Annotated in this window: 15 protein-coding genes and 1 pseudogene; 11 read left to right on the forward strand and 5 right to left on the reverse strand. The window is 68.7% G+C overall.

Translation table 11 applies throughout. The annotated features are described in order from the left end of the window. Positions 1-3: 3 nt before the first annotated feature. The gene (locus ASC46_RS12035; protein ID WP_019403632.1) at positions 4-702 is read right to left on the reverse strand and encodes a response regulator transcription factor; all 699 of its coding nucleotides are present in this window, start codon (positions 700-702) and stop codon (positions 4-6) included. A gap of 143 nt (positions 703-845) precedes the next feature. Here ASC46_RS12035 and ASC46_RS12040 point away from each other — a divergent pair, with 143 nt between their 5' ends. Both ASC46_RS12040 and ASC46_RS12045 read left to right on the forward strand, forming a co-directional pair. Beyond that, positions 846-1,577, forward strand: coding sequence for a HugZ family pyridoxamine 5'-phosphate oxidase (locus tag ASC46_RS12040; protein ID WP_055459543.1), 732 nt, complete (start codon positions 846-848; stop codon positions 1,575-1,577). 407 nt (positions 1,578-1,984) lie between these two features. Then, positions 1,985-3,628, forward strand: a complete 1,644-nt coding sequence (locus ASC46_RS12045) for a phosphoenolpyruvate carboxykinase (RefSeq protein WP_425349136.1) — start codon at positions 1,985-1,987, stop codon at positions 3,626-3,628. Between the two features lie 63 nt (positions 3,629-3,691). Here the strand turns inward: ASC46_RS12045 and ASC46_RS12050 are convergent, their stop codons facing one another. Beyond that, on the reverse strand, positions 3,692-5,560 hold the full coding sequence (locus tag ASC46_RS12050) for a potassium/proton antiporter (protein WP_055459545.1): 1,869 nt from the start codon (positions 5,558-5,560) through the stop codon (positions 3,692-3,694). Between the two features lie 609 nt (positions 5,561-6,169). Here ASC46_RS12050 and ASC46_RS12055 point away from each other — a divergent pair. Next, on the forward strand, positions 6,170-8,209 hold the full coding sequence (locus tag ASC46_RS12055) for a transglycosylase domain-containing protein (RefSeq protein ID WP_082464822.1): 2,040 nt from the start codon (positions 6,170-6,172) through the stop codon (positions 8,207-8,209). 5 nt (positions 8,210-8,214) lie between these two features. Here ASC46_RS12055 and ASC46_RS12060 read toward each other — a convergent pair whose 3' ends face one another. The 3 genes from ASC46_RS12060 to ASC46_RS12070 form a co-directional block, all read right to left on the reverse strand. Beyond that, complete coding sequence (locus ASC46_RS12060) at positions 8,215-9,381, reverse strand: multidrug effflux MFS transporter (protein ID WP_055459652.1); 1,167 nt, start codon at positions 9,379-9,381, stop codon at positions 8,215-8,217. Positions 9,382-9,471: 90 nt separating this feature from the next. Further along, on the reverse strand, positions 9,472-10,230 hold the full coding sequence (locus ASC46_RS12065; RefSeq protein ID WP_055459547.1) for a M48 family metallopeptidase: 759 nt from the start codon (positions 10,228-10,230) through the stop codon (positions 9,472-9,474). Positions 10,231-10,295: 65 nt separating this feature from the next. Continuing rightward, positions 10,296-11,570 (reverse strand): polyhydroxyalkanoate depolymerase, encoded by a 1,275-nt coding sequence (locus ASC46_RS12070; protein ID WP_055459548.1) that lies wholly within the window; start codon positions 11,568-11,570, stop codon positions 10,296-10,298. A 309-nt stretch (positions 11,571-11,879) separates the two neighbouring features. Between ASC46_RS12070 and ASC46_RS12075 the strand changes: the two genes are divergently transcribed. The 8 genes and pseudogenes from ASC46_RS12075 (at position 11,880) to ASC46_RS12110 (ending at position 20,193) form a co-directional block, all read left to right on the forward strand. Beyond that, complete coding sequence (locus ASC46_RS12075; RefSeq protein WP_055459653.1) at positions 11,880-13,190, forward strand: ActS/PrrB/RegB family redox-sensitive histidine kinase; 1,311 nt, start codon at positions 11,880-11,882, stop codon at positions 13,188-13,190. A 104-nt stretch (positions 13,191-13,294) separates the two neighbouring features. Continuing rightward, positions 13,295-13,849 (forward strand): ActR/PrrA/RegA family redox response regulator transcription factor, encoded by a 555-nt coding sequence (locus tag ASC46_RS12080; RefSeq protein WP_055459549.1) that lies wholly within the window; start codon positions 13,295-13,297, stop codon positions 13,847-13,849. Between the two features lie 111 nt (positions 13,850-13,960). After that, entirely contained in the window at positions 13,961-15,892 is a 1,932-nt protein-coding gene (locus ASC46_RS20865) for an adenylate/guanylate cyclase domain-containing protein (RefSeq protein ID WP_082464817.1), read from the forward strand. A gap of 94 nt (positions 15,893-15,986) precedes the next feature. After that, the gene (locus ASC46_RS12090) at positions 15,987-16,544 is read left to right on the forward strand and encodes a LemA family protein (RefSeq protein ID WP_055459550.1); all 558 of its coding nucleotides are present in this window, start codon (positions 15,987-15,989) and stop codon (positions 16,542-16,544) included. 18 nt (positions 16,545-16,562) lie between these two features. Next, on the forward strand, positions 16,563-17,657 hold the full coding sequence (locus ASC46_RS12095) for a M48 family metallopeptidase (protein ID WP_245280541.1): 1,095 nt from the start codon (positions 16,563-16,565) through the stop codon (positions 17,655-17,657). Between the two features lie 57 nt (positions 17,658-17,714). After that, positions 17,715-18,152, forward strand: a complete 438-nt coding sequence (locus ASC46_RS12100) for a MerR family transcriptional regulator (RefSeq protein WP_055459552.1) — start codon at positions 17,715-17,717, stop codon at positions 18,150-18,152. Between the two features lie 75 nt (positions 18,153-18,227). Next, positions 18,228-19,447, forward strand: a pseudogene (locus ASC46_RS12105) (GTP-binding protein). A 29-nt stretch (positions 19,448-19,476) separates the two neighbouring features. Continuing rightward, the gene (locus ASC46_RS12110) at positions 19,477-20,193 is read left to right on the forward strand and encodes a DUF4198 domain-containing protein (protein ID WP_072249500.1); all 717 of its coding nucleotides are present in this window, start codon (positions 19,477-19,479) and stop codon (positions 20,191-20,193) included. Positions 20,194-20,377 lie beyond the last annotated feature (184 nt).

Consider the following 20,377-nt stretch of genomic DNA (forward strand, 5'->3'; position numbering starts at 1 on the left):
CCGTCAGGTTTCCTTGAATCGGTAGCCCACCCCGTACAGCGTCTCGATCATGTCGAAGCTGTTGTCGACGGCCTTGAACTTCTTGCGCAGGCGCTTGATGTGGCTGTCGATGGTGCGGTCGTCGACATAGACCTGGTCGTCATAGGCCGCGTCCATCAGCGCGTTGCGGCTCTTCACGACGCCGGGGCGCTGCGCCAGCGCCTGCAGGATGAGGAACTCGGTCACCGTCAGCGTGACGGGATCGTTCTTCCACGTGCAGGTATGGCGCTCCGGATCCATCTTGAGGAGGCCCCGCTCCAGCACCTTCGCGTCGCTCTCGCGAACCGTCCCCTGCTCGCGCGGGCTCACGCGCCGCAGCACGGCCTTAACGCGCTCCACGAGGAGGCGCTGCGAGAAGGGTTTGCGGATGAAGTCGTCGGCGCCCATCTTGAGCCCGAACAACTCGTCGATCTCCTCGTCCTTGGAGGTGAGGAAGATCACGGGCATGTCCGTCTTCTGGCGCAGGCGGCGCAGCAGCTCCATGCCGTCCATGCGCGGCATCTTGATGTCGAGGATGGCGAGATCCGGCGGGTTGGCCTTGAGGCCGTCCAGGGCCGACGCACCGTCCGTATACGTCTGTATGCGGTACCCCTCGGCTTCCAGTGCGATGGAAACGGAGGTCAGGATATTGCGGTCGTCGTCGACGAGGGCGATTGTCGGCATACTGGCTCGCTCGTTCGCAGGCATCAGTGAAGCCGAGCCTCCTGCGGGACGAGGACGGCCGAAATATGACGATGACTGCCGGGTGATCCTACAGCTTTCGGGCGCATAACGCCATGTCCGCCCCTTTACCGGAGACAATATTGATGTCCGCCGCCGCCGATTCAACTGCCGCGTTCGATCCCCGCTCCGCCGCCGCCCACCTGCTGCGCCGCGCCCGCTTCGGCGCCCTGGGGACGCTCGCCGCCGACGGCGCGCCCTACACGTCCCTCGTCAATGTCGCGACGGCCATCGACGGCACGCCCGTCACCCTCATCTCGACGCTCGCCCTGCACACGCAGAACATCGCCCGCGATGCGCGCGTGTCGCTGCTCCTGACGCAGGTTGGCGCAGGGGATCCGAGCGCCCATCCGCGCATCACCCTCGCCGGCCGCGCCGTCGCGAGCGACGACGAGGCTCTGAAGCGCCGCTTTCTCGCCCGCCATCCCCTGTCGGCCGGCTATGCCGGCTTCAAGGATTTCGCCTTCTACCGCATCGAGATCACCGGAGCCCATCTCGTCGCCGGCTTCGGCCGCATCGTCGACCTTGCGCCGCAGGATCTCGTCGATGACCTGGCCGGCGCGGAGCACCTCGTCGAGAACGAGGCCGGCGCCGTCGCGCATATGAACGAGGATCATGCCGATGCCCTCGCCCTCTATGCGACGAAGCTGCTCGGCCTGCCCGAGGGAAACTGGCGCGCGAGCGGCATCGACCGGCGCGGCCTCGATCTCGTCTGCGGCGATCTGACCGGGAGATTGGACTTCCCGGCCCCGATCGGGGCACCGGGCGAACTGCGGCAGGTGCTGAAGGATCTCGCCGCCGAGGCGCGCCGGCGCTGACGCTGCGACAGATACCGCCGGCCGGCCTGTCCGGCTTTAGCCCGAGTGGCTGACGGCGTCGGCAATGCAGCGCAGACCTTTCCACGGTCTCGGCCGGGCTTGACCCGGCCATCCACGCCTTTGACGTTGTAGAACGTTCTACCGCGTGGATGCCCGCGACGAGCGCGGGCATGACGGCGGGTGCGATTGTGCTTCAACGCCGCGGCGCCGCGAGAAGGGAGGGCCGGATCTTCCCGGTCACGCTTCGCGGCCGCGCACCGTTGCCGGCAAGGAAGCAATTCCCTTCAATCGATTCGATGGAACGAGCAGCCTGTCCCCGCACTTGAAAGTCTGCCATATGCCGGGCATCGATGGTTCCGGCGGCTGCGGTGCGCGGACGTGGAGGCCTCGCGGCCTTGAGGTCCATCATGCGTGGCGGCGGGGGCGCAAGGAGGTCATTCGTGGACAACGTCGGCGTATTCAACGGCGCATGCGGCGCCGAGAGCTTCGGCTTCAAACGGCTCAAGCGCGTTTTCTGGAATTTCGAGGCCCCGCGCCTCTACGAAGAAGCGCTCAAGCGCGGCGAGGCGGTGCTCGCCAGGGGCGGCGCGCTCGCGGCTGAGACCGGCGTCCATACCGGCCGCAGCCCGAAGGACAAGTTCATCGTCAAGGACGATGCGACGCGCGATGAGGTCTGGTGGGACAACAACGGCGCCATCACGCCGGATCAGTTCGACACGCTGCTCGCCGATTTCCTCGCCCATGCCGAGGGCAAGGAACTCTTTGCGCAGGATCTCTACGGCGGGGCCGACCCGGCCTATCGCGTCAATGCCCGTGTCTTCACGGAATATGCGTGGCACTCGCTCTTCATCCGCAACCTCCTGATCCGCCCCGACGAGAGTGAGCTCGCCCGCTTCGCGCCGCAGCTCACCATCGTCGACCTGCCGTCCTTCCGGGCCGATCCCGCGCGCCACGGCGTGCGCTCGCAGACCGTGATCGCCTGTGATTTCTCGCGCGGCATCGTCCTCATCGGCGGCACGTCCTATGCCGGCGAGATGAAGAAGTCGGTCTTCACCTTCCTCAACTACGCCCTGCCCGGAAAGGGCGTGATGCCGATGCACTGCTCCGCCAATGCCGGCGAGCGCGGCGATGTCGCGGTCTTCTTCGGCCTGTCCGGCACCGGCAAGACGACGCTGTCGGCCGATCCCTCGCGCACGCTCATCGGCGACGACGAGCACGGCTGGAGCGCCGGCGGCGTCTTCAATTTCGAGGGCGGCTGCTATGCCAAGACCATCCGCCTGTCGCGCGAGGCCGAGCCCGAGATCTACGCGACCACCGAGCGCTTCGGCACCATCCTCGAGAACGTCGCGCTCGATCCGCTGACGCGCGCGCCGGATTTCGACGACGGCTCGAAGACCGAGAACACGCGCTGCGCCTATCCGCTCGACTTCATCCCGAATGCGAGCGCAACGGGCCGCGCTGGCATGCCGAAGAATATCGTCATGCTCACCTGCGACGCCTTCGGCATCCTGCCGCCCATCGCCAAGCTGACGCCGGCCCAGGCCATGTATCACTTCCTCTCCGGCTACACGGCGAAGGTCGCCGGCACGGAGAAGGGCGTGAAGGATCCTGAGGCCACCTTCTCGACCTGCTTCGGCGCGCCGTTCATGCCGCGCCACCCCTCGGTCTACGGCAATCTGCTGCGCGACCTCATCGCCAAGCACGGGGTCGATTGCTGGCTCGTCAACACCGGCTGGACGGGCGGCAAGTACGGCGTCGGCCGGCGCATGCCGATCCGCGTCACAAGGCGGCTCCTGACGGCGGCGCTCGACGGCTCGCTGAACCGGGCCGACTTCCGGCAGGATCCCTATTTCGGCTTCGCCGTGCCGACGTCAGTGCCCGGTGTCGAGCCGCACATCCTCTATCCGGTGAAGACCTGGGCCAGCAAGGCCGAGTTCGCCGAGATGGCGAAGCGCCTCGTCGGCATGTTCCGGGACAATTTCAAGAAGTTCGAGGATCACGTCGACGCCGACGTGCGTTCGGCCGGCCCCGATCTGTCGATCGCGGCCTGATCAACGGCTTGCCGGTGCGCGAGACGCGCCCGCGCCTCCGGGCGGCGCCCTAAAGCGGGCCCGTCAGAGGCGCTCGTCGCGCTTCGAGAGAGCGGCTCGCAGCCGGTGCGCGAGACGGCCGGCGATTCCGGTGAGGCGGACCTGCAGCGGGGCGAGGCGCGCAAGCGTCCCGGCCATCAGGCGCTCCACCCGCGTCGTCGGTACAACGGCGGCCACATCCGCATCCTCGCTGTCGAGGATGAGCGAGATCGTATGGGCGACGCCGTCGTCGACGCCGCGGGCGACGAGCGTCACCGGGCCGAGCGCGATGCGGTCGCCCTCGCGCACCCCCTCCTCGAAGGTGTCGCTGAACAGGCTGCCAACCGTCTGGTCGCTGATGTCCTCGTCGACTGCGATGCCGTAGGTTTGCGCAAGCTCACCCAGCCTGATCTCCGGACCGAAGCTGAACACGCCGGCCGAGGCCCGCCCCTGGTGGCCCTCGAAGGGGGCGAACAGGCGGTCGAGCCGGTTGACGCGCTGCGGCGGTGCCAGGAAATAGCCGTAGTCGCCGACGCGCAGCACCCCGGCCTCCTCCGGGGTGAGGACGGCGTTGCGCCGCACGATGAGCACCGCGCGCGCCCAGGGCGGCAGCCCGCCCCGGTCCATCACCGGGCTGTCGGCGAGCACGGGATAGCCAACCATCTCGTAGTCGAGCTGGCCCGGCAGGTCGATCTCGACGCGGCTCACCTCCGGCGCCGGGTCGGCGAGCGCCACGCCGGTGCTCTGCGCCGCGCGGGTCACGGTCCAGCCCTGCAGAAGCAATGAGACCAGCACGACGAAGAAGGCGACGTTGAAATAGACCTCAGCCTGCGGCAGCTGCGACAACATGGGGATGGCGGCAAGGAAGATCGAAACGGCCCCGCGCAGGCCGACCCAGGAGATGAAGAGCTTCTCGCGCACCGGGAAGCGGAAGGGCGTCAGACAAAGCCAGACCGCCACGGGGCGTCCGATGAAGATGAGGAAGAGTGCGATCGCCAGCGCCGGCACGGCATGCCCGAGAAGATCGGCGGGCGTCACGAGCAGGCCGAGCATCAGGAACATGACGATCTGGCACAGCCAGGTCGCCGCGTTGTGGAAGCTCAGGATCGAGGCGAAGGCCCTGACGGGCCGGTTGCCCACGATGATTCCGGCGAGGTAGACGGCGAGAAATCCCGACCCGCTGGCGAGCGACGTCATCGCATAGATCGCGACGGCGCTGGCGACGACGAGCAAGGGGTGCAGGCCCGAGGGAAAGGTGACGCGGTTGAGCACGAAGGTGATGGCGAAGCCGCCCGCGATCCCCGCCGCCGCACCGACAATGCCCTGACGCAGCAGGAGATCGACGAGGTCGGCCACGGACGAGGTGCCGTCCGCGCCGATGAGCTGCACCAGAAGGACGACGAGGAAAACGGCGGCCGGATCGTTGGTCGCCGATTCGACCTCCAGCGTCGCGTTGACCCGTCGTTTCAGCTGCAGGCCGCCGGCACGCAGCAGGAAGAAGACCGCAGCCGCATCCGTCGAGGCGACCACCGAGCCGACGAGCAGCGCCTCGATCGGCCGCAGGTCGAGCACCAGCATGGCGACGAGCCCGGTCAGCCCCGCCGTGATGACGACCCCGGCCGTGGCCAGCAGCGCTGCCGGCGCGACGGCCCCGCGGATGCCGGCGAAACGCGTGCGCAACCCGCCGTCGAAGAGGATGATGGCGAGCGACAGCGAGCCGACGAGATAGGTGGCGCGGTAGTCGCTGAAGTGAATGCCGCCGATGCCGTTCTCGCCCGCCAGCATGCCGATGGCGAGGAAGACGAGCAGCAGCGGCGCGCCGAAGCGCGAGGCGACGAGGCTCGAAGCGATGCCCACGACGACCAGGCCCGCGCCGAACAGAAGCAGAGAGTTGAGAACGACGATGCTGGTCATGCGTCTTTCGGAGCGGGCGCCATTGCTGCCGCCCGGAGCGAAATCGCGCCAGCCGGCGGAAGAAGGAATGTTACCTGAGGTTGAACCAGAATCCGGCGAATGCCGAATCGCTCTTTCATATGACAGCCCGTAAAGCCGGAATTCAGGCAAAATCGCGCAGGACGGCACGGCAGGCCGTATTGTTCTGCGGGTGTTGCGGCCGTGCCGCACTCCAGCGGTCCCCGGGCGACGCCGGGGTAACCGCCCCTTAATCCGCCACATTTATAGCTTGGTTGAGACGCTGCCCTGCAAGTGGCCGCGCGTTGCGGCTCGTGCAAACGGAGAGACATGGCGTTCAACCAATGGCACGATCGGCGGCCCATGCCCGGTTCGCAGGGTCAGACGCGGCCCGGTACCGTCAATGACGGGTTCGACCTGCGCCTGTCGCCGGACGACCGGCCCACTGGTATCGCCATCGGCGCGCCGCGCCGCACGGCCCGCCCGTCGCCGGACCGTCCGCAGGAGCGGCGCGAGCCAGCGTTCTCGGCGGCACCTGCCCGCACGGAGGCTCCCGGCGGCAACCTGGGGGAGGGCCTTCCCGAGGACGACCTTTTCCACGAGGATGACGTGATGGCGAGGCATGCGGCGGGTCACCGCTTCCGCAAGAGCGGCGGGCGCGGCAGCGGGGGTAGTGGCTCGGGCGGGGCGCGTCGCGGCGGCGGCCGCCGGCGGCGCTCGTTCCTCGGCTGGGTCGTGCGCAGCTGCGTCGTGCTCGCCATCTGGTGCGGCATCGCCGTTGCGGGCGTCGTCGCCTATCATTTCGCGCAGCTGCCGCCCATCGACCAGCTGACGGTGCCGAAGCGTCCGCCGAACGTCGCCATTGCCGCTTCCGACGGAACACTGATCGCCAACCGCGGCGACATGGGCGGGCGCGAGGTGAAGCTTTCCGAACTGCCGCCCTATTTGCCGAAGGCCTTCATCGCCATCGAGGACCGGCGCTTCTACGACCATTTCGGCGTCGATCCGCTCGGCATCACGCGCGCCATGTTGCGCAACGTGACCTCGCGCGGCGTCACCCAAGGCGGTTCCACGCTGACGCAACAGCTCGCCAAGAATCTCTTCCTCACCCAGGACCGCACGATCTCGCGCAAGATCCAGGAGGCGATCCTGGCGCTGTGGCTGGAGCAGAAGTTCACCAAGAACGAGATCCTGGAGCTCTATCTCAACCGGGTCTATTTCGGTGCCGGCTCCTACGGCGTCGAGGCGGCGGCTCTGCGCTATTTCGGCAAGTCGGCCCGCGAGGTGTCCCTGTCCGAGGCGGCGATGCTGGCCGGCCTCGTCCAGGCCCCGTCGCGCCTTGCCCCCAACCGCAACCCGGACGGGGCCGAGAAGCGAGCCCAGCTCGTGCTCTCGGCCATGGCGGACGAGGGCTTCATCACCGAGGCCGCGGCCAAGAGCGCGCTGATGGAGCCGGCCACGGCCATCAAGCCGCGCGGCGCCGGCTCGGCCAACTATGCCGCCGATTACGTCATGGATGTGCTGGAAGACTTCATTGGTCCCGTCCAGCAGGACGTCGTGGTCGAGACGACCATCGATGTCGGCATGCAGCGCGCGGCCGAGAGAGCGCTCGTCGAGGCGCTCGACAAGCAGGGCGGCAAGTACGGTGTCGGCCAGGGGGCCCTCGTCTCGCTCGCCACCGACGGCGGCATCCGCGCCCTTGTCGGCGGTCGCAACTACGGCCAGAGCCAGTTCAACCGCGCGACCGTGGCGATGCGCCAGCCGGGCTCCTCCTTCAAGCCCTTCGTCTATCTCGCCGCGCTCGAGAACGGGCTGACGCCGGACACGGTGCGCGAGGACGGGCCGGTCAACCTCAACGGCTGGCGCCCCGAGAATGCGAGCCGCAAATATGCCGGCCCCGTGACGCTGACGACGGCACTGGCGCGGTCGATCAACACGGTCACGGCGCAGCTCATCGCCGAGATGGGGCCCAAGGCGGTGGTGCGCACGGCGCAGCGGCTCGGCATCACCTCGCCGCTGCAGCCCAACCTGTCGCTGTCGCTCGGCACCTCCGAGGTGCGGCCCATCGAGCTCGTCGCCGCCTATGCCGCCTTCGCCAACGGCGGCACCGGCGTCATCCCCTATCTCATCCGCGAGGTGAAGACGCCGGACGGCAAGGTGCTGTTCCAGCGCACGCCGACCGACCTCGGCCGCGTCATCGAACAGCAGCACGTGGCGGACATGAACATGATGCTGCGCCAGACCCTGCTGACGGGCACCGGCCGCCGTGCCGAGATCGCGGGCTGGGAGGCCGCCGGCAAGACCGGCACCAGCCAGGAATACCGTGACGCCTGGTTCCTCGGCTATACTGGCAGCCTCGTCACCGGCGTTTGGCTCGGCAACGACGACAGCAAGCCGACGAAGAAGGCCTCGGGCGCAAACTTGCCCGCCGAGATCTGGAAGACCTACATGACCGCGGCCCTGAAGGGCCAATCTCCGGTGCCGCTGCCCGGCGGGCCGTTCAACCGCCTGCCGCCCGCCGACGACGAAGCGCTCGTCGCTGATGGTGGCTATGCCGGTGCTCCTCCGCCGGCGACCGTCGGCAGCCCGCCTGCCCAGGCTGCTGCGCCACAGCGTCAGCGCGGTCTGCTGGAGATGCTCTTCGGCGGGTGAGGCGATCAGGCCCCGGCGCGGATGTGCCGGCTACCCGTGAAGAGGGCAAGGGCCCCGACCCCGATCATCGCGATGGTCGCCGCGAGTGGCACGGCGGAGTCGGCCACGACGTGGCCGACATAGAGCCCGATGAGGGCCGCAAATGTCATCTGGCAGATGCCGAGCAGGGAGGAGGCCGCACCTGCCCGCTCCGGAAAGGGCATCATGGCTGACGCTGCTGTCTGCGGCATAACGAGGCCGACGCCGAAGGTGTAGACGGCCATGGGCAGGACCACGGCAAAGACCGAGGCGACGCCAGCGAGCGCGAACGCCAGCATCACGAGGCCGCCGGCGGCGAGGCAGGCCGTGCCGAGGGCGATGGTGCCGTCGAGCCCGTGTCGGCCGACGAGCCGCTGGGCCAGCACCGTGCCGCTGATATAGCCGATCACCACGGTGCCGAAGGACAGGCCGAAGGCGATCTCGCCGAGGCCATAGAGATTCTGCAGCACGAAGGACGAGCCGGAGATGAAGCTGAACAGCCCGGCATAGGTCAGGGCGGCGAGGCCGACGTAGACGCGGTAGAGCCGGCTCGCGATGACGATGCGGAATTCGCCGCCGATGCGGGCCAGCGACAGCTGCCCTTCGGGGCGGCGCCGCAGGGTCTCGGGCAAGGCTGCGGCCACGACGGCGGCGAGAACGAGACCGCAGGCGAGGGCGACGACGAAGCTCGCCCGCCAGCCGTAGTGCGCCTGCAGGACGCCGCCGAGGGCAGGAGCGAGCGCTGGCACGAGGCCCATGATCGTGCCCATGCGGGAGAGTTCGCGTCCCGCCCGCGGCCCCTCGTAGAGATCGCGCACGACCGCGCGGGCGAGCACGATCGGCCCCGAGGCGCCGAGCGCCTGGGCGAAGCGCGCAGCTGTCAGCCATTCGATCGAGGGAGCCAGTGCGCAGGCTGCGGTCGCTGCGGCGAAGAGACCGAGTCCGGCGAGCAGCACCGGCCGGCGGCCGTAATGGTCGGACAGCGGCCCGTGCACGAACTGGCCGGCCGCGAAGCCGAAGAGGAAGGCGGACAAGGTCATCTGCACGTCGGCCGCGCCGGTATTGAAGAAGGCGGCAATGGCGGGCAGCGAGGGCAGGTACATGTCCGTCGACAGTGGCCCGAGCGCGGTCAGCAGGGCAAGCGTCGCGGTCATCGCGAGGGTGTCGGGTGAAAGGCGCATGGGAACCGGCCAGCCGGGAGTGAAGGCATCATCCTCTAGGCGTCGCGGGCGCCTGTCGAGCCTTCAGCCGTAGCGATGGAGGGCGGTGCCATGGCGCTTGAGCCAGGCCTCGGCCTCGTCCGTACGCGGGCACAATGCCTTCGTCAGCCGCCAGAAGCGCACGGAATGGTTCATCTCCTTGAGATGCGCCACCTCGTGCGCGGCGAGATAATCGAGCACGAAGGGCGGCGCGAGGATAAGCCGCCAGGAGAAGTTGAGGCGCCCCGCGGCGCTGCATGAGCCCCAGCGGCTCGTCGTGTCGCGGATGGTGACGGCGCTCGCCTTGCGGCCGAGGGTGTTCGCGTGCCGCTCGACCGCTGCCCGCAGGTCGCGCTCGGCCTCGCGCACGAGGAAATCGCGCAGCCGCCGCGGCACGTGCGCCGCCTCGCCGCCGACGCTGATGATGGCCGCCCCGTCGCCGTCGCGTCCCGCCGCGGCGGGCGAGCGCTGTCCCGCAAGGTGGACGATGCGGTGCAGCTCGCCGCGTAGCGGCACCAGCGCGCCGGGCAGCAGGGGCACGCGCTCCGGCACCCGCTCGAGTCGCGTCGCCAGCCAGCCGCCGTGGGCGTCGGCGAATTGCCGGGCGCGTGTGAGTGGCGTGCGCTCCGGCAGGGTGAGGATGGCCTCGCCGGTCGCTCCCGAGACGCGCAGCGTGATCCGCCGCGCGCCGGCGCGCCGCTTCACCGTGACCCGGTAGTCCTCGCCCGCATGGCGGACGAGGATATGGTCCGGATCGCCGGTGCGATCGTCGGGAGGCTTGATGCGCCGGAAGAGGCTTCGCATGAGCGGATGATGGCGATTCGGCCGGAACCCGTCACCAGAAATGCGGAGGGCCGTGGCCCGTCCGCTCACTCGGCTGCGACGCGCCGCGGCTTCCTCTTGCCGTGCATCGCTTCGATCGTGGCGATGAAATCGGCGATGCGCGGCGCGATCTCGGCGCGGAAGCGCGAGCCGTTGAACACGCCGTAGTGTCCGACGCTCTTCTGCAGGTGATGGACCCGCATCTCCACCGGGATGTTGACGCACAGGTCGTGTGCCGCCTCAGTCTGCCCGACACCCGAGATGTCGTCCTTCTCGCCCTCCACCGTCATCAGCGCGACGCGGCGGATGGCGGTGAGGTCGACCGGCTTGTCGCGGTGCATCATCTCGCCTTTCGGCAGGGCCTGGCGGACGAAGACCGTGTCGACCGTCTGCAGGTAGAACTCCGCCGTGAGGTCCATGACGGCGAGATATTCGTCGTAGAAGTCCCGGTGCTTGTCGGCCGAATCGCCGTCGCCCTCGACGAGGTGGTTGAACATCTCGAGATGGGCCGAGATGTGCCGGTCGAGGTTCATGGCCATGAAGCCCGAGAGCTGCAGGAAGCCGGGGTAGACCGAGCGCATGAAGCCCGGGTTCGGGAACGGCACGCGGAAGATGCAGTTGCGGCGGAACCACTCGGTGCCGCGCTCCTCGGCGAGCTTGTTCACGGCCGTCGGTGAGCGGCGCGTGTCGATCGGACCGCCCATCAGCGTCATCGAGCGGGGCACGAACGGGTCATTCTGCGCTTCCATGCGCGCGATGGCGGCGATCACCGGCACCGCCGGCTGACAGACGGCGAGGACATGCACGTCCGGGCCGAGCACATGCAGCATGGAGATGACGTAGTCGATGTAATCGTCGAGGTCGAACCGGCCCTCGGACAGCGGGATCATGCGCGCGTCCGCCCAATCGGTGATGTAGACCTCGTGCGTCGGCAGGAAGGTCTCGACCGTTCCGCGCAGCAGCGTCGCATAGTGACCCGACATGGGCGCCACCACGAGCATCTTCGGCTGGTTCGGGGTACCTCCCGGCATCGACCGGTCGAAATGGACGAGATTGCAGAACGGTCGCTGCCAGACGATGCGCTCGCGCACACGGGCGCGCTGCCCGCCGACGGCAGTGGTCGTGAAGCCGAACTCGGGCTTGCCGTAGCGGCGCGTCGACCGTTCGAACAATTCGCAGGCCGCCGAGACCGAGCGCCCGTAGGGAGTGTTCGTCAAGGGGTTGGCAGGGTCGGAGAAGACGGCCTGGGTCGCGCCGGACAGGAGCCGGGCGGGACCGACCGCCGCATGCGCCGCCTCGTACCAGTAGTAGGCGAGATTCATTCCCACCTCCTTAGATTCGTTTGCGCGCTGCAGCGAATCACATGCGATGCTGCAGTGCAATATCGCCTCGACTGTATCGCCGATTTGGATCGATTCAAACCTTTAAGTTATCAACAACCTATTAAACAATCGTCCAAGGGACAGCTTTGATCCATCGGAAAGAATGCCTGTCGCCTATTGCAACGCACATGGGAATACGAGGCGATCATTGTGCACGCGCGCGCAGCGTGCTTGGTAGGCCCGGGGCAGGGTTCGATGCCCGTTTCATGCCGCGCGCAGGGATGGCAGCGAGGAGGGCAGGACATGCCGATGGCCGACAAAGCCTTCGTCGACTTCCGACACGCGCAGCAGCTGCGGCTCGACACGCTGGTGCGCCTGCGCTGGCTAGCCGTCATCGGCCAGAGCACGGCGGTAGCCGGCGTTCACTTCGGCCTCGGTTTTCCCCTGCCGTTCGGCCTGTGCTTCCTCGTCATCGCCGTCTCGGCTTGGCTCAACATCGCCCTGCGCATCCGCTATCCGGTCAGCCACCGCCTTGGCGATGGCGCGGCATCGGTGCTGCTCGGCTATGACATCCTGCAGCTTGCGGCGCTGCTCTATCTGACGGGCGGGCTGGACAACCCGTTCTCGCTGCTGTTCCTCGCGCCGGTCCTCATCTCGGCGACGGCGCTGCCGCCTTGGCGGACCCTGGCGCTCGGGCTCCTCGCCATGGCCTGCGCCACCGGACTCGCCTTCCTGCATCAGCCGCTTCCCTGGCAGCCCGGTGAGGTGTTCCAGCTGCCCTTTCTCTATACTGCCGGTATCTGGGCCGCGATTTTCCTCGGGCTGAGCTTCACGGGCATCTATGCCTGGCGTGTCGCTGAGGAGGCTCGCCAGCTCGCCGACGCGCTGAGCGCGACCGAGCTGGTTCTGGCGCGTGAGCAGCACCTATCGCAGCTCGACGGTCTTGCGGCCGCCGCCGCCCACGAGCTCGGCACGCCGCTCGCCACCATCGCGCTCGTCGCCAAGGAGCTCAGCCGGCAGGCCTCCCCCGAGAGCGCCATGGGCGAGGACATCGCGCTGCTGCGCGAGCAGGTGGAGCGCTGCCGCGGCATCCTCGGCAAGCTCACCTCCCTCGGCACGGAGGACGCGAGCCCGCTGGAAAGCCTGACCCTGCACCACCTCATCGAGGAAGTGGCCGGGCCGCAGCGGCCCTTCGGCGTGCCGATCTCGGTGTCCTTGTCGGGCGAGCCGCCGGAGCCGGTCTGCCGCCGCAATCCCGGCATGCTCTACGGGCTCGGCAATCTCGTCGACAACGCGCTCGATTTCGCCCGTTCCAGGGTCGACATCCGTGCCCATTGGGACGCGGAGACCGTAGCCATCACCGTGGCCGACGACGGGGCCGGCTTTGCCCCGGAGGTGCTGCTGCGCCTCGGGGAACCATACGTCACCACCCGTGGCGTCGGCCGGCGGGCCGGCGGCGAGGCCTCGGGCCTCGGCCTCGGCCTTTTCATCGCCAAGACGCTGCTCGAGCGCTCGGGCGCGACGCTTGCCTTCCGCAATGCAGCCGCACCGGCCCAGGGCGCCGTCGTGACGGTCTCCTGGCCGCGCGCGGCCTTCGAACGCACCAGTGTGGCGGCCTGACGGCACGGTTTTTCGTGACAGGAAGGCGAAACGTCCTATCTATAGGGTCGGGAGGTCGAAATGTGCAGCTGGCGCGCACGCGCGCAGCTGTCAAAGCGAGGTTGATGATGCAGGTGAGTGCGAGCGAGCCCGGTTCCGACCAGAGTCTCCTCATAGTCGACGACGATCGGCCATTCCTGACGCGCTTGGCGCGCGCCATGGAGAGCCGCGGTTATTCCGTGCGGACCGCCGAGTCGGTGGCCGAGGGGCTCGCTGCCATCGACGAGGATCCGCCGGCCTTCGCGGTGATCGACATGCGGCTCGGCGACGGCAACGGCCTCGATGTCGTCACGCGCCTCAAGGAGCGCCGGCCCGACGCCCGCGGTATCATGCTGACCGGTTACGGCAATATCGCCACTGCCGTCTCGGCCGTGAAGCTCGGCGCCTACGACTATCTCGCCAAGCCGGCCGATGCGGACGAGATCCACGCCGCCCTGATGGCGCGTGGCGGGGTTCGCGCCGCTCCGCCCGAAAACCCGATGTCGGCGGATCGGGTGCGCTGGGAGCACATCCAGCGGGTCTACGAATTGTGCGGCCGCAACGTCTCCGAGACGGCGCGCCGGCTCAACATGCACCGGCGGACCCTGCAGCGGATCCTCGCCAAGCGCGCGCCGCGCTGAGCCGGTTGCGAGCAGGAGGGCGGCGATGCGCGCCGGGATGTGCGTTTCGGCACGGATGGTGGTCGGGGCCTGCTCTAGTTCTTGCTCATCGCCGGACCGGAGCCTTCGGGCATGAAGCGCAGAATCGCCGCCATTCTCGCCGCCGACGTGGCCGGCTATTCGCGGCTCGTCGCCGAGGCGGAGGAGGAGACACTGCAGCGGCTCGCCGCCTATCGCGAAGTGTTCGACGAATTCGTCGGCCGGCACGGTGGGCGCATCTTCAACACAGCCGGCGATTCGGTGATGTGCGCCTTCGACAGCGCAGTGGAAGCGACGCGCTGCGCCATCGACATCCAGGAATCGCTGCGCACCCGCAACCTGTGCCTGCCCGCCAATCGGCGGCTGCAGTTCCGCATCGGCATCAGCATCGGCGACGTGGTCGAGCGGGATGGCGACATGCTGGGTGACGGCGTCAACATCGCCGCGCGCCTCGAGAGCCTCGCCGAGCCCGGCGGCATCTGCGTCTCGCGCTCGGTGCACGAGACGGTGGCGAACAAGATTTCCGTGCCCTTCCGCGACATCGGCGCGCGTGAGGTGAAGAACATTCCGCAGCCCGTGCACGCCTTCGTCGTCGCTTGGCCGCAGCAGGTCGCGGAGGTCGCCGACAGGCGCGCTTTGGGGGGCCTTTTCGCGGCCCTGCCGCGGCCCGGCGCCCCGATGCTGATGGCGCTTGCTGCGGCCGTGGTTGTCGCCGTCGCGGTCGTCCTGTGGGCCGCCGGCGCGCTGACCGGCCGGGCGCCCTCGACAACCCCGCCGACCGCAGGCACGCCGCCGTCCGGCCATGCCACCGGCGCCGCGGGGCCCGACGAGCAGGACCCGGCCGCCGCCTTCGCCGCCCTTGCCCGGCGCGGCGGCATCGTGCCCGACGCCTCGACCGCCGCCGAACTCTACCATAACGCCCGACTCTATGAAGCGCGCGGCGACACACCCGAGGCACGCCGTGCCTATCTCGCCCTCGCCCGCCTCGGCGGCGAGCAGATCGATCCCCTCCTGCGCCTTGCGGCGCTGCTGCGCGCAGGGGAGGGGCGGGCCGGCGCGCGGGAGGTTTTCGGCGAGCTTCTCGCGCGTCGCGCGACGCGCGCGGCCGCCCTCGTCCATGCCTTGCAGTTCGAGGGGGCCGAGCGGCGGACGAAGGTCGAGGCCTTCGCCGCCGCCCATCCCGATTTCGCTCCGACCTTCTACCTGCTCGCCGGCGAATATGGCGAAGGGCGCCTCGGCACCCGCACGCTGACCGACCGGCGGCTGGAATTCGAGGCGCTCGAGCGCTTCCTCGCCGCGGACGAGGAGGGGCGGCTGCCGCCCTTCTTCCTCGACCAGTCGGTGCTGGCCGAGTGGCTCGACGATGCGCGCCGGCGCCGGGGCGAGACGGAGGCCTTCTTCGCCACCGGCACGACGCGGCCGGTCGCCTCCTTCACGCGCTCGAACGCCGGCTGGCATGCCGCGCTGTCCATGCCCGAGCCTGCGACGGCCATCAGCTACCGCATTGGCGACACGGGCGAATTCCGCGTAACGGGCACGAGCCAGGTCCTCGACCCGCGCACCGGCAAGCCGGCGCCGCTGACGAGCTTTCCCCTGCCGGCCGACCAGGAGAAGACCTCCGTCTACGTCATGTACGACGATGCGGCCGGCCGGCCGGTCGGGCCCTTCGTCATCGACTTCGACCCGCATGCGGCGCTCGTCGCCGGCCAGCGCGACGCGCTCAGGCAGACCCCGGGCGCCTGGATCGCCTTCCGCGCCGACGGGCCGACGCTCGTCTACTATACCCACCTCGTCAGCTACCGCTGCGCTCTGCAGAGGGCGGTGATGGGCATCGACGGCGGTCCGCTGGAGACCGTGCTGCCATTGCCGCCCTGCGACGAGAGCAATCCTTATGCGGTGCCGGCGAACGTGCGGCCCTATCTCATCGTCCCCGACGACACGCGCACCGTTTCCGTGCAACTCGTCTTCGCCGACGGCAGCCGCTCGCAGGTGGAGACCTTCCGCCGGCCCGCCGCCCGGGACTGAATGATCTCATGCCGCACGCGGTCTTTTCGCGCGTCTGCGCGCGTGGCATCGTCGCCCCGCTGCGGCCGGCCGCGGCGCAGAGGAGGGTCTTGCGATGGAATGGGCGATTCTCGGCATCGTCGTCGTGGCGGTGCTTTATGCGATCATGGTCTACAACGGCCTCGTGTCGCTGCGTCAGCGGGTCAACCAGGCCTTTGCCGACATCGACGTCCAGCTGAAGCAGCGGCACGATCTCATCCCCAACCTCGTCGAGACCGTGAAGGGCTATGCCGCCCACGAGCGCGGCACGCTCGACGCCGTCGTGCAGGCCCGCAATGCCGCGCTCGGCGCGCACGGCCCGGCCCAGCAGGCGGCGGCCGAGCAGGCCCTGAGCGGCGCACTCGGGCGCCTCATCGCCCTCGCCGAGGCCTATCCCGACCTCAAGGCCAACAGCAATTTCCAGCAGCTGCAGGTCGATCTCTCCGACATCGAGAACAAGCTCGCGGCGGCGCGGCGCTTCTTCAACAATGCCGTGTCGGAATACAACGCTGCCATCCAGGCCTTCCCGGCCGTGCTGTTCGCCGCGAGCTTCGGCTTCACCCAGCGCGAGTTCTTCGACGTGGGCGAAACGGCGCGCCAGCAGCTCGACATCGCCCCGCAGGTCAAGTTCTGACGAGGGGGGCCGGGCATGCTGCCCGCCTTCGGCCTCTACAGCCACATCCGCAACAACCGCATCCGCTCGGGATTGCTGCTCGCCGGGCTGTTCCTGCTCGTCTATGTGCTGACCTATGCCGGGGCGCTCATTGCCGAGGCGATGACGCGGGACGACACGCTCGACGGCTATCTGCGCGGTGCGTTCGGCGGTCTCCTCACCGCCTTTCCGTGGGTCACCCTCGGCACGGGACTGTGGCTCGCCGTCGCCTGGAAGTTCCACCAGGGCATGATCGCGCTTCTGACCGGCTCGCACAGGGTGACGCGCGAGGAGGAGCCGAAGCTCTACAACCTGCTCGAGAACCTATGCATCTCGCGCGGCCTGCCCATGCCGCGCCTCAGCGTCATGGAGAGCGAGGCGCTCAACGCCTTCGCCACCGGGCTCAACGAGGAGCAATATGCCGTCACCGTGACGCGCGGGCTCATGGGCGCGCTGACCGATGCCGAGATGGAGGCCGTGCTCGCGCACGAGCTCACCCATATCCGCAACGGCGACGTGCGCCTGATGGTCATCGCCGTCGTCATCGCGGGGGTCGTCTCCTTCTTCGGGGAGCTCATGTTCCGCGGCCTGACGCGCATGTCGTGGCGCGGCTCGTGGCGCGGCGGGTCGTCCCGGCCGTCCTCCTCTTCATCGTCGGGCGGCCGCAAGGGCGGCGGCGGGGCGGCGGCCATCGCCATCCTCATCGCCGTCGTCCTCATCCTCCTCTCGTGGTTCCTGTCGATCCTCATCCGCTTTGCGCTGTCGCGCTCGCGCGAATATCTCGCCGATGCGGGGGCGGTGGAGCTCACCAAGAACCCGGATGCCATGATCGGGGCGCTGCTCAAGATCTCGGGCCGCGGGGAATTGGCGAACGTGCCGTCCGGCCTCATGGAGATGTGCGTCGACAACCCGCGCTCGGGCTTTGCGGACCTCTTCGCGACGCATCCCTCCATCGAGGATCGTATCGATGCCCTCGTGCGCTTTGCCGGCGGCCGGCGGCCCGAGCCGGCCGAGACAGTACCTCACATCACAGGGCGGCCAGACGCCGACCCATCTCCCTCCGGCACGGCGCCGCCGCATGGCCCGTGGGGCTGAGCTTGCGGGCCGCCTGGTCCGTCCATATCTGTAGCGTTTACAGGTATGGAGACGACGATGCCCGAGGACCTGTCGATCGGTGCCCTGTCGCAGGCGACGGGCGTCAATATCGAGACCATCCGCTATTACGAGAAGATCGGCCTCCTGCTGCCGCCGCCGCGCACCGAGGGCCGGCAGCGGCGCTATGACGGCACGGCGGTGCGGCGCCTGCGCTTCATCCGGCACGCCCGTGACCTCGGCTTTTCCGTCGACGCGATCCGCGATCTCATCGCCATGGCGGCCGACCCGGCAGCCTCCTGTTCGGGCGCCGACGCCATCGCCCGTGCGCATCTCAAGGATGTCGAGCGGCGCATCGCCCAGCTCGTGGCCCTGCGCGACGAGATCGCCCGCATGCTCGACCATTGCGGCGACGGCACCATCGCCGATTGCCGCGTCATCGAGATTCTGGCCGACCACGGCCAGTGCCTGCACGAGGACCATCGCTCACCGGCCTGACGGGCTGCGGCCCCTCTTGCCATTGTCCGGCAGCTTCGATATGTAACGTTACAACGTTACATTCTGGAGATTGCCATGACCGTCGACGGACGTCTTCCGGTCACCGTCCTCTCGGGCTTCCTCGGTGCCGGCAAGACGACGCTGCTCAATCACCTGCTCAACAACCGCGACGGGCGGCGCATGGCCGTCATCGTCAACGACATGAGCGAGGTGAACATCGATGCCGACCTCGTGCGTGCCGGCGACGCCGACCTGGCGCGCACGGGCGAGCGCCTCGTGGAGATGCCCAACGGCTGCATCTGCTGCACGCTGCGCGACGACTGCTCGAGGAGGTGCGCCGCCTCGCCGAGGCGGGGCGCTTCGACTATCTGGTCATCGAGGGCACCGGCATTGCCGAGCCGCTGCCGATCGCGGCGACCTTCTCCTTCCGCGATGGCGAGAACCGCTCGCTGTCGGACGTTGCCCGGCTCGACACCATGGTCACCGTCGTCGATGCGGTGAACCTGACCCGGGACTACGGCAGCCGCGATTTTCTCAGCGACCGCGGCGAGACCGCCGGCGAGGAGGACGAGCGCACGCTCGTTGACCTGCTCGTCGACCAGATCGAGTTCGCCGACGTGATCGTCCTCAACAAGGTCGGCGATGCGACGCCCGGGCAGCGCGAGAGCGCCCGCACCATCGTCAAGGCGCTCAATCCGACGGCCCGGCTGATCGAGACGCATTTCTGCCGCGTCGAGCCGGAGGCCATCCTCGACACCGGCCTCTTCGACGAGGAGGAGGCCGCCCGCCATCCGCTCTGGTACAAGGAGCTCTTCGGCCGTGCCGACCATGTGCCGGAGACCGAGGAATACGGCATTACGAGCTTCGTCTACCGGGCGCGACGGCCGTTCCATCCCGAAAAGTTCAGCGCCTTTCTCGCCCGCACCTGGCCGGGCCTCATCCGTGCCAAGGGCCATTTCTGGCTGGCGACGCGGCCGGACTGGGTGGGCGAGATGAGCCTCGCCGGCGCCATCTGCCGCACGGAGGCGGTCGGCTTCTGGTGGGCCGCGGTCCCGCGCGCGCAATGGCCGCACCACGAGAGCTGGAAGGGGCTCATCGCCCGCCACTGGCACCGCGTGTGGGGCGACCGCCGGCAGGAGCTCGTCTTCATCGGCGCCAGCCTCGACGAGGCGACCATCCGCGCCGCGCTCGACGAATGTCTCGTCGGCAGCCCGGATGCCCTGCGCTTCAACCCCGCCGATTTCGCCGGCCTGGCCGATCCCTTCCCCACCTGGCGCCGCGCCATGGCGGCGTGACGCCCTTCTTCTTCTTTTGGGAGCATTTCATGCGTCTTCTATCTCTCGCGGCGGCGCTTGCGCTCGCCCTTCCCTCGCTCGCCCAGGCGCACGGCATCTGGATTGCCCAGCGGACCGGCGAACTCGCCATTGTCTACGGCCATGGCGGCTCCGACGATGCCTACGATCCTGCCAAGGTCAGGGCGGTCGCGGCCCGGACGGCCGCGGGCGCCTCGGCACCCGTGAAGATCGCCCGGCGCGAGAGGAACGTCGTCATCGCCCCGGCCGAGGAGGCGGCCGTCGTCACCGTCGTCTTCGACGGCGGCTTCTGGGCGAAGACCAGGGAGGGCAAGTGGGTCAACAAGGGGCGCCGCGACGTGCCGGATGCCGAGAGCGCCAGCCATTCGCTCAAATACAACACGACGGTCCTCGCCGGCATCGGCGGCCCGCTCGCATCGCAGGGCCTGCCGCTCGAGATCGTGCCGCTCGCCGATCCGATGACGCTGAAGCCGGGCGACGACCTGCCCGTTCAGGTGCTGAAGGACGGCAAGCCGCTGGCGGGCGTGGGCGTCATGGCCGACTACGTCAACGAGAGCCACGGCGCGCCGATGACGACGGACGCCGAGGGCAAGGTGGTCGTCGTGGTGCGCAACGACGGCCTCAACGTCATCGCCGTCTCCGCCTCCGAGCCGATGCCGGGCGATGCCGACGTCGACCGCAAGGGCCTGTTCGCCACCCTGTCTTTCATGCTGCCGCACGTCGAGTAGGCCGGGCAGGGCGGCGATCAGGTCAATCGCATATGAGGAGCGAATTGATCCCTCCCCTTTGGGGGAGGGTGGATCGCGCCGTAGGCGCGAGACGGGTGGGGTCAAGACGGGAATGGTGTTCACAATCTGAGCCGCGGCCCCCTCCGTCGCTGCTGCGCAGCGCCACCGCCCCCGTGCGGGGGAG

This window comes from Chelatococcus sambhunathii, from assembly GCF_001418005.1.
Taxonomy (GTDB): domain Bacteria; phylum Pseudomonadota; class Alphaproteobacteria; order Rhizobiales; family Beijerinckiaceae; genus Chelatococcus_A; species Chelatococcus_A sambhunathii.

Coding starts and splice junctions, on each gene's coding strand:
- ASC46_RS12035 (WP_019403632.1), bottom strand. CDS start 702: ATGCCGACAATCGCCCTCGTCGACGACGACCGCAATATCCTGACCTCC.
- ASC46_RS12040 (WP_055459543.1), top strand. CDS start 846: ATGTCCGCCGCCGCCGATTCAACTGCCGCGTTCGATCCCCGCTCCGCC.
- ASC46_RS12045 (WP_425349136.1), top strand. CDS start 1,985: ATGCGTGGCGGCGGGGGCGCAAGGAGGTCATTCGTGGACAACGTCGGC.
- ASC46_RS12050 (WP_055459545.1), bottom strand. CDS start 5,560: ATGACCAGCATCGTCGTTCTCAACTCTCTGCTTCTGTTCGGCGCGGGC.
- ASC46_RS12055 (WP_082464822.1), top strand. CDS start 6,170: ATGGCGAGGCATGCGGCGGGTCACCGCTTCCGCAAGAGCGGCGGGCGC.
- ASC46_RS12060 (WP_055459652.1), bottom strand. CDS start 9,381: ATGACCGCGACGCTTGCCCTGCTGACCGCGCTCGGGCCACTGTCGACG.
- ASC46_RS12065 (WP_055459547.1), bottom strand. CDS start 10,230: ATGCGAAGCCTCTTCCGGCGCATCAAGCCTCCCGACGATCGCACCGGC.
- ASC46_RS12070 (WP_055459548.1), bottom strand. CDS start 11,570: ATGAATCTCGCCTACTACTGGTACGAGGCGGCGCATGCGGCGGTCGGT.
- ASC46_RS12075 (WP_055459653.1), top strand. CDS start 11,880: ATGGCCGACAAAGCCTTCGTCGACTTCCGACACGCGCAGCAGCTGCGG.
- ASC46_RS12080 (WP_055459549.1), top strand. CDS start 13,295: ATGATGCAGGTGAGTGCGAGCGAGCCCGGTTCCGACCAGAGTCTCCTC.
- ASC46_RS20865 (WP_082464817.1), top strand. CDS start 13,961: ATGAAGCGCAGAATCGCCGCCATTCTCGCCGCCGACGTGGCCGGCTAT.
- ASC46_RS12090 (WP_055459550.1), top strand. CDS start 15,987: ATGGAATGGGCGATTCTCGGCATCGTCGTCGTGGCGGTGCTTTATGCG.
- ASC46_RS12100 (WP_055459552.1), top strand. CDS start 17,715: ATGCCCGAGGACCTGTCGATCGGTGCCCTGTCGCAGGCGACGGGCGTC.
- ASC46_RS12110 (WP_072249500.1), top strand. CDS start 19,477: ATGCGTCTTCTATCTCTCGCGGCGGCGCTTGCGCTCGCCCTTCCCTCG.